Here is a 13,803-nt window from a genome sequence, read left to right as displayed (position 1 = left end):
AGCATGTAGGTAAATTCTCCATTCCAAATAATATCCTTTTCTGACAATACTGCTATCTTACCATAATTCAATCTAGTGCAGAAGTCATGGAAAGAAAAAGAGCCCTGTTAAAAGAGCTCTGGAAAGGAGTCATGCTCGTTAGTTTAGTTGACGAAATACACAGGATAGTCGGTTAATGTATTCAAGGCAGTTTTACCTTGGATTTCAAAAGCCTTCTTCGCCTTAATGATAATATTCTGCTGTTTCTCACGCAGCGTTTCGAAGCTATTGTAAATTCTACTAAGCTGCAAGCGATCATAAATCTGACCAATATTCGGATATAGCTTCTCTTTCAAAGGATCAACGAAATATCCTGGTTTAAAAAGAATATTGATATGCTTGTGAAGTTTCTCGATCGTCTTTCCATGCATGGCATCGTTCTTCGGGTCGAATCTATCCTCCAGCTCTTTACTGTGGAGATACTGTCTGCAGTTTTCAATTTGTTGTTCCAGTGAATCTACCATTTGAACGGATAGTTGGTATTCTTCTTCGTCAAGCTCGCTGAAGATACGAAGGAGAAGCGTGTACGCCTTTACATTTTCTAATTGGCAATCAAGATAATAGATAAAGTCCATATAATCTAAATGCGTCGACTTGCCATCCAAATTGAATCTGCTTCTGAATCGAACACGGTCGATCCAAAAATCACTGTAAAAATCATAGAACATCCAGACCAAATCATTAACAGTATCACTTTCTTTGATTGATTTGATCTCAGCTACCCTTAACAGCCATTTTGCTTCACTATTCTCCTGCTTGTACCGTCCTTCCGTTCTATCATAATAGAAACGAAAAGACCGAAACTTAGGATTATCATGAGACGGCTTCATATATCGTGTGTCCTGAGGATTCATCTCGAGTTTTCCATATTCCTGAATGATTTCGCATGCATCACCGTAGTTGATGATTCGATAATCGCAAAATTTCGCCCCAAACTGTAGTGGAAGTATCCGACTATCACGATAAACAGGAAAGACCACGTATCCCTGTTCTAAATATTCCTTAGCGAAGTCTGGGCGAATATCCGCTTCTTCCAGAGTAAACTTCTTACGAATCTGACTATCCGCTGAAAGCTCCCTTTCTTTTACAAGCAGTGGAGGGCACTTCATTGATTCTAAATCTTTTATAAATTGATACAAATTAATCACCTTCTTTTCTGTGCTTAAATGATAAAACCAAATATACGATTGTCAATCTTTTTGTTGACAATCATTCGTATGAAACTATAATGCTGGCGTATTATCGCTTAATTTGTTCGGAGATTATTTTTCGGACAAGCTTTACCTGTTTTATAACGAGTAAAGTGCGCCGCTAATCTATAATTCGCGGAATAATCAAAGATAACTATAAAAAATGGAGGATGCATATCATGCAACTAACCGAAGAACTTGAAAAACCATCAAGAATGAAAAAATTGAATGTTGTTAGCTTGAAATTGGTAAAAGAAGCGACCATATCGTACCGAACAAATGTGATTCGCAATCCACAAGATGCCTTTGAAATAGCAAAGGAGTTTATTGGCGACGAAGACCGTGAACACTGTATCCTAATTTGCTTGGACACGAAAAACAAAATTAACTGTATTCAAACAATTGGAATCGGTAGCCTCAATTCAGCTATCGTTCATCCTCGTGAAGTGTTTAAAATCGCTATCGTAAGTTCAAGTGCCAGTGTGATATTCGCACATAATCATCCATCATCAGATTGTACTCCATCACAACCAGACCTAGAAATCTCAGAACGCATTAAACAAGCTGGACAAATCCTGGGCATTGATCTGATCGATTCAATAATAGTTTGTGAAGACAATTACTACAGCATGAAGGAACACAATCTAATATAATTACTCATTTACGGAGGAACACTTAAGTTCCTTCTCTCTTGAACACAAAAATGGTCACCACGCCACGTATAACCTTGCAATTGCAAGGTTTGTAACAATGGGAGGCGCAGCCTCTTGCTTTAGTAAATGTGTTCAGCCTTTCGATGAAAGCAGCATGTAGCCTTAGTGGGCTGGGTGCTTTTTTGCGTTGCATCATCGTAAAAAAGAAATTCAGCGGTTTTGTCGTGAAGCGACAAAACCACATTTCACGCCCCCTTTATCTGGCGTTGATGAAGTATCGCGTCAGCGATATTTCATCATTAGGCAGGTAGAGGGGGTATTATTACTGCAATGCGTGATTACTACGATAGACAGTGGGGATGATTTAGTCGGAAGTTTCTAATACCATTGAGAAGCAACTTTTACACACAAATTCAGAAAAGCTGCTATACTTCCATTCAAAGTGAGGTGATTATGATGGAACATGAGGAATTGAATAAGCTCAAAAGAGCCTTATCAAAGAATCCTACGTATGATGGGCAACACTTTACAGGTCAAAAGAAACGAGGCAAGAGAAAGGAACCTGTGAAAATATCCGATAAGCAGCGAAGGATTAGCCACTTATCCAGCAAGAGCAGGAACGAATTACTACGTCTTCATGCAGATTTGGATAAAATTTTCATTTCCAACTCGAAGGTAACACGAAGCTCTTACGGCAAACCAACCAAGCATCAAGCCAGAAAAGGAAGTAACGGTAACTTGGGCGTTGAGGGAATTTGGTCATCCGTAACTTATAGCCGATACAAAAGATCATGCCGAACTTTCCTTAAATATTGCTACGAAAATTTTGAGAACGTCAAGCAATTACGAGACATCAAGCCCCGAATGGTTGGTCACTTTATACAATCTTTATTAGAGAACAATAGATCCCCGAAAACCATTTCTGCTTATGCCAGTGCCATAAAAAAAATGGCGGAATTAACCGTAAAAACTGGAATTAAAGGACACGCTAATCTAGTCAATAACAAACACAGACAAATGATTCCGATTGCTCGAAAAACCGATCGAAGACGCGGTAGCGTTGGAGGAATTGGTTATTCACTCCGGGAAGCTCAAGTAATTGTAAGACAATCCGAAAAGCATTTTAGCCCTTATGAGCATGCATTGTTGGAAATCCTTTTATATTCCTGCCCGAGAATCAGCGAAGTGCTGAAAATTTCGTATGATCAGATTGATTTTGAAAACCAATGTATAGTGATGAATAAGAAAAATCAAAACAAAAATAATCGTCCTCGATTAATTCCCGTACCTGAAGCTACACTTCAAAAGTTAAAAATGATCGAACCCTTCCTAACAAACCATCAAACCAATATTTGGGGACACCGAATGAATGAAAAGCATGTACGACAACTTGTTAAAAGCTGCGCCAGCTATGGTAAAGTGAAATATTGCGGCGTACATGATTTTAGAAAGGCTGGAGTATTATGGCATACTCGCCGATTGAAATCCTGGAGCAAAGAACGATTGGTTACCGAGATCATGCGCTTTGTTAACGTTGATCCGAAGCTGAATCCTATGTTCAAGAAAAGCAATATTCAGAAACACAAATATGAGCACTCCACCTTATTACAACGCCAAAAAAGATGGTTGATCAATCAGTATCTGACTCAACTGCTGGGGCACTCGCGCAATGATGCAACGTGTCCGTATAAGCATGGCTGAAAAATAATTTAACCGGTACACAATTAACTACGAATAACCAACAGCGTTCTTCTCCGCATCACATCTAGGATTACGAAGAACAAGGTGTAAACGAAGCTGCGGGGTTTTGTTGAATGCTGTAAAATTGGCTACGGATTTTTGTTGATTTATTTCTGTATCATTTGATAAAAAAATGAACCATTCACCCCTCAAGTAAGGGAACGATTCATTTTTTACGATTAGCATAAGGTTGCTATTTCGATTACGCAAGATTGAACAAGCTGTAAATAAAATTATACCAATCATTATCGCATTTCATATTAGGTGATGCATATACGAGTGAAGGATTCATAATGAAATATTCACTTTTTCCTGTTTCCCATTTCCCCAACGCTTTGATTCTCTTTAGCACTAGTATGCATGCTTCGAGTTCCAATTTTCGCTCTGATGATAATTTGTTTGTTTTTGTTTTGGAATATAAATTCCACATTTCATATTTCTTCAAAAATTTGAATCGGCGTTTTTTATGTGATGATTTTAAAACGTCCATAACCGTTTCTTCATCTTTCACAATTTCATCTTCACAATGATTATTCACTAGAAAAAACGACTTGTAATGCGTTTTAATCATCAGCCCGCCAAGAAATGCAATTGGATAAAAATCGGATAATTTTTCAGCAAATAACCTTTCTTCCCGTGAGTTTGGATGTGTCATAATACGAATTTTCTCCCGATCAGCCTGTTCAATAATGGCTTTGAGGTTTTCCAAAACTATCTTTTTACTGAAATATTTCTTGTCTGATTTTTTCCCCTTTAAAAAAACATCCTTTTTGAAACGGTAAGCGTTCCCGTTAAATCCCTCAGGAGATTTCCTTTCCCAGACATGATCTGCAACAAATTGATTTATGTATTTGATTGCTGTCGGTCTTGAAACACCCCATAGATTTGATAATGCTGTAACATTTGCAATCAACCCATTAATTTTGATTAAGTCGTCCGCATTGGTAACGTCATCTCCATTGTAGTTCATATACGGTAAAGTACGTAGAAGGCATTCAAGCATCCTGGATGGATACTTTCCTACAATACCTTCCTCAAAAGCTGGCATCGTTTGCGCAAAATGTTTCTTTTGCTTTCCTTTTTCGCGATATTTAAGCTTTTTCAGTTGCTTTTCTCTTTCCAGGCGAGCTAAACAGCTTCCAACCGAAAATTCAGTATCTTCGTCCAATTCAATCGATGCATATTCCTTGACTTTACCGGTCTCTAAATCAACCTTTTGTTCATAACTTACTTTTTTCTTTTTTAAATACATGTTAAGTTACCTCCCTTGTTTGGAGGAAAGATTACCATCCTTATTCACTTGCTAAATCTTCATCGCCGCCAAATCTCTCCAATGGGTGTCGTAAAATTTTACAACGACCCATTCATTTCTTTTTCGTTTTTTTTCTTTTTCCCTTTTTATTTTTTCGTCGTATAAAAAAAGCCTAAGCGTATATGCCTAGGCTTCATCATTCATTTCAAATATACGTTTTAATCGATTAACAACGTACTTGTGATGTAAAAAATCGATGTATTCACTTAACGCCCTCATAGGAATCTTTGTGTTTAAATCAGATGCATGCTTTTCAACTTTGCTTATTTTCATAAACATATCTTGATATTTATAAAACAAATTAATGGCTTCTAGTTGTTCAAAATCCATATTCTGAATTTCTCTCGAAAGGTGTTCAATTAATTGATTTCTTTTTGTTTCGTAATCGTTATTTTCAATAAATGTATCGCCAGCCTCAATGAATCCATATTGCTTTAATATACTTTCAGCATTTTCAATTGCAAGGGCAGCCATAATTTTCCTTGCTACCTCAAGACTCGGCTTTTGAATATGTCCGCGCTCAACTTGACTGATATACGAAGGTGATACTTCACAAGTTGACGCTAACAGTCGTGTTGAAATTCCCAGTTTACTTCGGCTGTTTCTTAACCAAACTCCAAATTCCATCAATTTAATCAACTCCGTCCCAAGTTCCTAATATCATAATTCCCTAATTGTAAGCACTATATACAAAACACCTATTGCAATATTAACAGAAGATGAATATAATGAAAACATAAAGATTGTATGCACTATTCACTGAACACATTAAAACAAAGTCTTTCAATGACATTCCATTGGTATTGGAAGAGTTCAAGCATACGAGCTGATCAAACGCAAGGAGCTCAGATCGGTCGCAGAATTTAATTCAGCATCAAAGCTTTATAAGCTTATTTGAATGGCAGGTATCCTCCTAAATGCGTTCAGGGTATGGAAACGAGTCCCACTCCCAATCATTTTGAATCTGTTCACTAAGAAAATTGGAGGAATCATCAATGTACTTTTTAAATGAGCTACACGAAGAAAATTTCCGTAAATTACTTGGTTGGTTTTATTCCGTATCGGAAACTATTGCTCCGGTACTCCCAAGTCCCAGATATCAATCAAGTCTTTATATCGCTGCACACCCTGCAATTTACGATTGTTGTTACTGGGCAAGAGTAGGTGTATCTCCTTTACAGAGAGCATTTTTACCATATGTGAGTGGCGAACTCTCAGGCAGTTATCATCAATTAGCTCGTGCCGGATTGAGGCTTTATAGAGATTGCAAGAAAACTACTCCCCTTTCAACTTGGAACGAAGAGATCACAAATATTTTTGCACAAGCTTGTAAAATCCGAAACAGTGACATTAACACATTAATTAATGTGCGATCGCTTTTTCCCGATTGAGCAACAAATTAAGGAGTGTGTTTAAAATGGCACCGTTACTTGCCGAAATGCGGAGTACGAACGGTTAATATCCTGCACTCCAAAACAAGTAAACTTTTTTTGAAATCTGACAAAAGGTCTAGTACACAGGGGATTTTGATTGACTATCTTTTAAATCGGTTTATCATTTGCAAAATTTCACAGTCTTACAGTTTGGACTGCAAGGCATTTTCGAAAGTATTATGCTTTTGGAAAAATCCGAACCATCAGGTTGGGAGCATTCAAGACAAGACAAACAATTCATAGGGAGGACATATCAAATGCACTTCACAAACAAGAGCCATGAGGATAATTTTCAGGAATTACTTACAAGATATCCTGTTGCATTACACGATTCGCAATATCAGGCAGCATGCTACATTGTTGCTCACCCAGTCATCTATGATCATCGAAATCGTTATTCGGTTGCAAGTGGACATGGTCCATATGCCTGGTATTTCGATGAAAATGGTAACCAAGCAAAGGATGTAGGCAGATTATCTTCGGGCTATCTACACTTGGTCAAATTAGGCTTGGAGCTCTATAACAATCATTATCATGATGATGCAGCAGATGATTTTAATCTCTATTTAGCGCTTGGCACATGGGGAGACGAGTTGTTTAACGTATTTATGGAAGCGTGTCGAATAAAACTAAAATAATTGCAACTTATCCAGGTAGTTGGTTCATTACAGACAATTCCAGTAGGAGCCCAGTTTAATTTTCATGAAGAACTTCAACACCATGCATCTTTTGATAGCAGGAGTTATTCAAAAAGCACAGCCAGCAGATTAGGTCATAGCTCAACTCACAGATTGTATTTACTATACATTTAACCATTCAAGACAAAACACGGAGGTAATCAAGATGGCAACGATCCGAATGAATAAAGTTACTTTAACGGTAAAAGAGGCAGCAGAAATGACTGGCTTATCTACTTCGACAATTTACAACATGTGTGCGTCTGGACAACTGCCACATACAAAAGCAAGAAGTAGGATATTATTTTATCGTCCAACGCTCGAAAAATGGTTGGCTGGTGAATTGCTCTAAACGACGCGAGAATAGTGCAGCTTATAGAGTCAGTTCATCGGGAACCATGCATAGAAAATAAAATGGGGTAATCGTCAAACCCAATCTAAATTTTACATAGAAATTAAGTTCTTTCATAAATAGTTAAAAAAGGAGCGTCAACACCATGGCAAACTATCGTCAACGAGGTAATAACTCATGGGAACTTACTATCAGCCTTGGACGCGGTGTAAAAGGCAAATACACCCGACGCACAAAAACGGTTACGGTAGAAGATGAGCGCATTTTAAGAGCACCCAAGCGTTTAGAAATGTTTTTGGATCAAGAGTGGCTCAAATTCAAAGAAGAAGTCGAGGCGGGGAGTTACATAGCCCCCGCAAAGCTAACGTTTAGCCAATTTGTAGGGTTATGGAAAGAGAAATATGCGGACAAGCATCTTGAACGGAAAACCATCTATACGTATATGGTGAATCTGAATACTCGCATCTTGCCAGCATTCGGAAATTTGCAACTCGATCAAATAAAACCTTTGCACATTGTTGATTTTCTCGAATCTTTAGGAAAAGACGGAAGCAGAAAAGACGATAAGGCAGGCGCACTATCGTCTGGAACAATCCAAATGAATCACCGAGTATTAAAAAATATTTTTTCCCGCGCGGTTGAGTGGAAAATCATTAAAGATAACCCAGCGGCGGATGTGAAAAAGCCAAAAGTAACTTATAAGGAAATTATCCCCTATGATGAAGCAGAGTTAATTGCCTTGTTACAAGCGCTACAGAAGGAACCGCACCACTGGAGGATGATGATAACGCTGGCTTTAACTACAGGGATGCGGCGCGGTGAATTACTGGGGTTAGAATGGAAGCATATTGACTGGAAGACTGGCGTTATCGACGTACAGCAAAGCGTTTCTATTTCCTTGAAAGGCGAAATCATCGTTAAGGAGCCAAAGACAAAGAATTCCAAACGGAAAATTGCACTCCCCCCCTCAACACTGGAGAAATTACGCAATTATTACACTTACCGGGTTAACGAGCGGAATACGATGGGTGACGCATGGCAAGGCGGCGCATACTTCTTTGTATTCGCTCATGCGGACGGTAGAGCCTTTCACCACGAACGCCCTTACCTGTGGTTTCGGCAATTCGTAAAAAAGAACGGTTTCCGGTATAACAATTTTCATAGTTTGCGGCATGCCAGCGCATCTCTCCTCATAAATCAGGGGGTCCCCCAAAAATTAATTTCCGATAGATTAGGTCACGGTAGCATCACTACCACTATGAACATATACGGACATGCCTTCCGTTCCGCCGATCAAGCCGCTGCCGATAAGTTCGAAAGTCTGTTCAAAATGGATGCAGAACAAGTAGGCAAAAAGATGCTGGAATAATTATTCCTCCAGCGTCTTTTTCTTTTGTTTTATGCCTTGTTATCTTGTCTTTGCATGTAGTTTTTTACGGCAATTTTACGGCAACTCATTAACAACGCTTCTGTTATACCCATTCTGAATATACTGTATTAGCAAATAAATCTTTATATATTCATGAATCTAAACATCTGTATCAGTTCTCTGAAGCAACGCGACTGATTCGATATGTGTCGTATGCGGGAACATATCCACCGGAGTTACCTCCACTGTCTTGTACCCGCCATCCTCCAACACACGCAAGTCCCTTGCTAATGTCGATGGATTACACGACACATACACCACACGCTCCGGCTTCATAGCCAGAATCGTCTCTAACAACCGCGGATCGCAACCCTTACGCGGTGGATCGACCACGATAACATCCGCCGTAACCCCTTGCTCTTTCCAATTCGGAATGACATCTTCAGAGGCACCAACCTCGAACACTACATTCTTCATCTCATTTAACTTCGCATTCGCCCGGGCATCCTCAATAGCTTCCGGTACAATCTCGACACCGTATACCTTAGCCGCATGCTGTGCCAGGAAGAGGGAGATCGTACCGATGCCGCAATAGGCATCGATAACCGTTTCGTTGCCAGTTAGTCCGGCATATTCAACGGTTTTACCGTACAGCACTTCGGTCTGTGCCGGGTTCACTTGATAGAACGAACGCGCTGAGATAGCGAACTGTACATCGCCGATGTAGTCATAGATGACGTCTCTGCCCCACAGGACGCGGGTTTCGCCACCGAAGATGACATTCGTGCGCTGAGTGTTGACGTTCTGGCAGATGCTGACTACATCCGGCAGCTGTTCGCGGATGCTGCCGATCCAGGCGTCCAGATGCGGGATGTCGCGGCCGTTGGTTACGAGGACGACCATCATTTCACCTGTGCGGAAAGCTTTCTTCACGACGACATGACGCAGCAGGCCACGGCCGGTTTCTTCACTATAAGCAGAGATGCCAAGTTCTCTGCCGATATCTTTCACCTTGCGCACAACGTCATCATTATCTTCATGCTGAATCAAGCAGGTTTCCATATCGATGATACGGTGACTTCCGCGTGCGTAGAAGCCGCCCACAAGACCGCCTTCTGTAACCCCAATTGGCACCTGTGCCTTATTGCGGTAACGCCAAGGTTCGTCCATGCCGAGTGTAGGGCGAACAAGAATGCCATCTGTATGAGCTACTCCAGCGCCATCAGTCGCACCATCCACGATGCCACCATCGTTGGCACTGTCCGTCTGACTTCCACCAGCATTACTCTCTTTGCCCTTTCCGCTGTTCCCGCCACCATCCACCCGGAGCTTCCCAATCCGCTCCAGGTTGTCCACCACCAGCTGCCGTTTCCACGCCAGTTGTGCGGTGTAGTCCATATGCTGCAGCTGGCAGCCGCCGCATTGGTCATAGATCTCGCAAGGCGCCGCGATGCGGGCGCTGCTTGCTTCTACTATATTCAGCAGTTTGGCGTAGCCATACTGCTTTTTGGTCTTGAGCACCTTTGCCCGGACTTTCTCTCCGGGAAGGGCTCCCTGCACAAAAAGGGTAAAGCCTTCTACGCGGCCTACCCCTTCACCTTCATGGGTCATGCCGATAATATCGAGCATAACCTCATCATTTTTATTCACAGGCAGTCCGGCGACAGGCGCCTTGCCGGCTGGGCGGCTGGTGCTGCGTCCACTGCGGTGTTTACTCATTATTTATTGTTCACTTCTTTCATTATCATCGCTGTATAATCCCACACTCTTACTTTCAAACAACCCTAATTATTCTGAGCAAAAATCCGCAGATGCTGCGGCAAAATCCGAAAACGACCCGGCAGCTCTCCGCCAAGTTCTCCATCCAAGTTCAATTGGACATGCCCTGGAGAGATTACATCCATTGCATCCGTACGGAAATACACAACCTTTTTATCCTGCAAATGCTCGCCACGAAGGGCCAATCTAACCAAACGGACAAACTCTGCTAGGTTGCATTTTTTGACCGCAATAACATCTAACAGACCGTCATCGATTCGAGCGCCGGGAGCAAGCTTTTCAAAGCCGCCGACAGAATTCGTATTTGCAATCAGGAACAGCATGAACTCATCATGAATAACCTCCTGACCATTGGCACGAATGATTAGTTCCTGAGGAGATAAGCTGACCATTTTTTCAATACCTTTTAAATAGTACGCAAGCTGTCCTATCATGGTCTTCAGCTTACTGGGAACTTCATAGGTCAGTTCGGTTAGACTGCCACCGCCTGCTATATTAATGAAATAACGATCATTGGCTTTACCGATATCAATCGGACGCGACTCTTGACGAAGGATCAAATCAACGGAATCTTCCCAATTCTTCGGGATCCCCATCGCACGTGCAAAATCATTGGTAGTCCCAAGTGGCAATACGCCAAGCGGGGGGAGATTAGGTTTCTCCGCCATACCATTGATAACCTCATTTAAAGTGCCATCCCCACCGGCTGCTATGATTAGATCATAACCGCGCTCTACTGCATCCGCAGCAGCTAACATAGCATCGCCTTCTCCGGTCGTTGCATGGCAGGAGGCTTCAATGCCACCCGTATCCAGCCGGTCCAAAATGTCGGCGAGCCGCTTCTTCATTTCTTCCCGTCCAGAAGTGGGATTATAAATCAATCTCGCAGTTTTCATTACCGGAACGCCACCTGTTTTTTATAATAGAATAACCTAATTGATTATACCTAATTCGGACCACTACAATCAATGTCAGAGGACATTTATCGTAAATATTCCATTATACAACAATTCACGACAACTTATTAGGCAAAAACAACTATATATATGTCTATGCAGCAAATCCCGTATTATCCATGGAAATGGGCACTATTTTTCATGATTAAGTGGGCTAAAAAGGAAGCTTTTTAACTCTTTTTTCGAATCTGTTCGAGGAGTGTCTCTACCTGTCTCTCAATCCAATGCGGAAGAAGCGGATGCGGCAAAAGCGTCTGGCCAGAATACTTATAGGTTAACCCTTTAAGTCTGTTCGGAACCACATGTTTAGTGAAATAACCTTCACTCAAAAAAAGCGGCGCCACCAATACCTCGTGACCCTGCTCCTGCCAATACTCCACTTTGCTTCTTACACTGTCCGGATTTAGCAGACCGTAATCGGCCGCCGCTACGCCGCTTACCTCACGTACACGTCCTGCCAGTGAAGAGATGCCCTGCTGCCAACGCTGGCGGAAGCCATCATAAATGCTGCCGTGACCTACCAGCAGAATCGTCTCACGTTCAGGTTCCGTAGACAGCTTACGGAGCTTGTCCCAGATCATCACAGCGATGTCCGGGTCATCGTCGACAGGATAGCCATAGTGAACCTTAGCCTTCACGTAGAACGGCTCTAAATCGGTCTCACGTTCAGGCTCAGGTTTAGCCCCTAGTGCATATTCTATTTCATCGACATGTGTGCTTCCCGAGGAAACGAACAATGGGATCACAATTATATCTGTGACCCCTGCATGTTCCAGTTCATTTATTCCATCTTGAATCAGACGGCCCTCTACCAGCTCTAAAAAAGAGACCACCACTGGCATCTCTTCATCTAGCGATAATTCGCTTACGGCCTCTTCCACGATCGACACCCAAACCTCGTCGCGGGAGCCGTGACTGATAATAAGTACGCCCGGTACCATAAATTAGCGTCCCAAACGTTCCAGCGTTAATTTATAACCATCGTTTCCGTAGTTCAAGCAACGTTTTACACGGGAAATAGTAGCTGTACTTGCTCCTGTCTCTGCTTCGATCTGATTGTAGGTCGAGCCTTTGCCAAGCATACGCGCTACTTCCAGTCGTTGCGACAGCGATTGAATCTCGTTCACGGTGCACAAGTCATCAAAGAAAACATAACATTCTTCCATATTCTTCAATGTTAAAATGGCTTCAAATAATTGGTCTATACTTTTATCATTTAACTTCTTAAGTTGCATCAATTTTTCATCCCCTAAAAGTTCTATCAGCATTAGTTTCTCTGATTAAGCTCCGTACAAAACTAGCTCCGGAAACATCAACCTAATGTCACTATCCTGCCTTTACTATATTGCACTGGAGCGCATTTTTCAAGCATTAACGATTTCACGCTGTAAAGAACGAAAATGATGGACAAACGTCCACCCCACGCGCACACCATTTATGTACCCCAATACAAGTATTTTTCTCTACATAAGAATTATCGCCTACACTATAGTACTACAAAAGCGCCGAAAATCAAGCTCGTACACGGTTTCTTCACTACTTTAACCTGTTTATAGGCATACGCCCTTTTCCGCTCCTATCCCTATTACCCGGGCATTCGTCTATACCGTATGTTCGCCCATGACATACAGTATAGCAGACCACTAACAAAGGAATGTGATATTATGCCTGATCATTACTATAATCATTCCCGCCGGAATCAGCGTTCACTGAGCGATTCGTATAATGCCTCTGCCTACCCTGGCCTCAGTTCATATGCGCCCTCAGCTCTCCCAGGTGAGACCGGAATCCTTCCTGCTTTAGGAGCAGAAGCTGCCACCGAAACTGCGCTAGCGCTCCCTGCAGCTGAAGCTGCAACAAAGGCAAGCGGCGGGCTTGCCGGACTGCTCAGCGGCTTAGGCGGCGGTGGCGGAATTGGTGGGAATATGGAGCAAATCAAAGGCATCATCGACCGTATGGGCGGCATTGACGGGATCGTAAACTCTATGGGTAAAGTACAAAAGGTGATGTCCGGCTTCCAGCAGATGGCTCCAATGGTTAAGCTGTTCATGGGTAGCTTCGGTAAAAACAAAGGCGCAGCAGGCGCACTAGCCGCCGAAGAGGATGCCGCCCTGTACAGTCCTAATCGCCGCAAAAAAAAGCGTTCCACCTCACCCCGTCGCAAATCTACTACAACTACTCGCCGGCGCTCTACTTCTTCCACCGGAAAACGTCGCCGCAAATAGCGGTGACGTTTTCTAGCTATGCACCAGAAAAACAGCAATTCTCGCGGGAAAGAGATTTGCTGTTGGCACTTCTGCTCT

General features: G+C 42.1%; 14 protein-coding genes. 7 read left to right on the top strand and 7 right to left on the bottom strand.

The annotated features are described in order from the left end of the window. Positions 1 to 143: 143 nt before the first annotated feature. Positions 144 to 1,148 carry a hypothetical protein gene (locus tag MHH86_RS03425; RefSeq protein WP_179088441.1) on the bottom strand — a complete coding sequence of 335 codons (1,005 nt, stop codon included), beginning with the start codon at positions 1,146 to 1,148 and terminating at the stop codon, positions 144 to 146. A gap of 260 nt (positions 1,149 to 1,408) precedes the next feature. On the opposite strand from MHH86_RS03425, the gene MHH86_RS03420 reads away from it, so the two are divergent. Next, a complete protein-coding gene (locus MHH86_RS03420) occupies positions 1,409 to 1,882 on the top strand; it encodes a JAB domain-containing protein (protein WP_256717394.1) in 474 nt (157 codons plus the stop codon). Between the two features lie 471 nt (positions 1,883 to 2,353). Further along, a complete protein-coding gene (locus MHH86_RS03415) occupies positions 2,354 to 3,583 on the top strand; it encodes a site-specific integrase (RefSeq protein WP_218640738.1) in 1,230 nt (409 codons plus the stop codon). Positions 3,584 to 3,824: 241 nt separating this feature from the next. On the opposite strand, the gene MHH86_RS03410 is transcribed toward MHH86_RS03415, so the two are convergent. Together MHH86_RS03410 and MHH86_RS03405 are read right to left on the bottom strand one after the other, a co-directional pair. Beyond that, complete coding sequence (locus MHH86_RS03410) at positions 3,825 to 4,874, bottom strand: hypothetical protein (RefSeq protein ID WP_076317070.1); 1,050 nt, start codon at positions 4,872 to 4,874, stop codon at positions 3,825 to 3,827. A gap of 186 nt (positions 4,875 to 5,060) precedes the next feature. After that, positions 5,061 to 5,561 carry a transcriptional regulator gene (locus MHH86_RS03405; protein ID WP_076317069.1) on the bottom strand — a complete coding sequence of 167 codons (501 nt, stop codon included), beginning with the start codon at positions 5,559 to 5,561 and terminating at the stop codon, positions 5,061 to 5,063. Positions 5,562 to 5,929: 368 nt separating this feature from the next. On the opposite strand from MHH86_RS03405, the gene MHH86_RS03400 reads away from it, so the two are divergent. From MHH86_RS03400 to MHH86_RS03385, 4 genes are all read left to right on the top strand, one after another. After that, on the top strand, positions 5,930 to 6,325 hold the full coding sequence (locus MHH86_RS03400; protein ID WP_076317068.1) for a hypothetical protein: 396 nt from the start codon (positions 5,930 to 5,932) through the stop codon (positions 6,323 to 6,325). Between the two features lie 167 nt (positions 6,326 to 6,492). Further along, a complete protein-coding gene (locus MHH86_RS03395; RefSeq protein ID WP_143766158.1) occupies positions 6,493 to 7,005 on the top strand; it encodes a DUF2538 family protein in 513 nt (170 codons plus the stop codon). 205 nt (positions 7,006 to 7,210) lie between these two features. Continuing rightward, positions 7,211 to 7,396, top strand: coding sequence for a helix-turn-helix domain-containing protein (locus MHH86_RS03390; protein ID WP_256717393.1), 186 nt, complete (start codon positions 7,211 to 7,213; stop codon positions 7,394 to 7,396). Positions 7,397 to 7,541: 145 nt separating this feature from the next. Next, positions 7,542 to 8,765, top strand: coding sequence for a site-specific integrase (locus MHH86_RS03385; protein WP_076317066.1), 1,224 nt, complete (start codon positions 7,542 to 7,544; stop codon positions 8,763 to 8,765). Positions 8,766 to 8,924: 159 nt separating this feature from the next. Here MHH86_RS03385 and rlmD read toward each other — a convergent pair whose 3' ends face one another. The 4 genes from rlmD to MHH86_RS03365 form a co-directional block, all read right to left on the bottom strand. Continuing rightward, complete coding sequence (rlmD, locus tag MHH86_RS03380; protein WP_076317065.1) at positions 8,925 to 10,484, bottom strand: 23S rRNA (uracil(1939)-C(5))-methyltransferase RlmD; 1,560 nt, start codon at positions 10,482 to 10,484, stop codon at positions 8,925 to 8,927. 65 nt (positions 10,485 to 10,549) lie between these two features. Continuing rightward, positions 10,550 to 11,440, bottom strand: a complete 891-nt coding sequence (locus MHH86_RS03375) for a diacylglycerol kinase (protein ID WP_036680719.1) — start codon at positions 11,438 to 11,440, stop codon at positions 10,550 to 10,552. Positions 11,441 to 11,670: 230 nt separating this feature from the next. Next, the gene (locus MHH86_RS03370; RefSeq protein WP_076317064.1) at positions 11,671 to 12,441 is read right to left on the bottom strand and encodes a CbiX/SirB N-terminal domain-containing protein; all 771 of its coding nucleotides are present in this window, start codon (positions 12,439 to 12,441) and stop codon (positions 11,671 to 11,673) included. A gap of 3 nt (positions 12,442 to 12,444) precedes the next feature. Beyond that, on the bottom strand, positions 12,445 to 12,735 hold the full coding sequence (locus MHH86_RS03365) for a YerC/YecD family TrpR-related protein (protein WP_019913624.1): 291 nt from the start codon (positions 12,733 to 12,735) through the stop codon (positions 12,445 to 12,447). 429 nt (positions 12,736 to 13,164) lie between these two features. Between MHH86_RS03365 and MHH86_RS03360 the strand changes: the two genes are divergently transcribed. Continuing rightward, the gene (locus MHH86_RS03360; RefSeq protein ID WP_038568686.1) at positions 13,165 to 13,725 is read left to right on the top strand and encodes a hypothetical protein; all 561 of its coding nucleotides are present in this window, start codon (positions 13,165 to 13,167) and stop codon (positions 13,723 to 13,725) included. The last annotated feature ends 78 nt before the right edge of the window (positions 13,726 to 13,803 follow it).

It is taken from the genome of Paenibacillus sp. FSL F4-0097 (assembly GCF_038593125.1).
Classification (GTDB): domain Bacteria; phylum Bacillota; class Bacilli; order Paenibacillales; family Paenibacillaceae; genus Paenibacillus_AQ; species Paenibacillus_AQ odorifer.
Note: the sequence above shows the minus strand (reverse complement) of the source record. Positions and strands in the feature narration are given on the sequence as shown.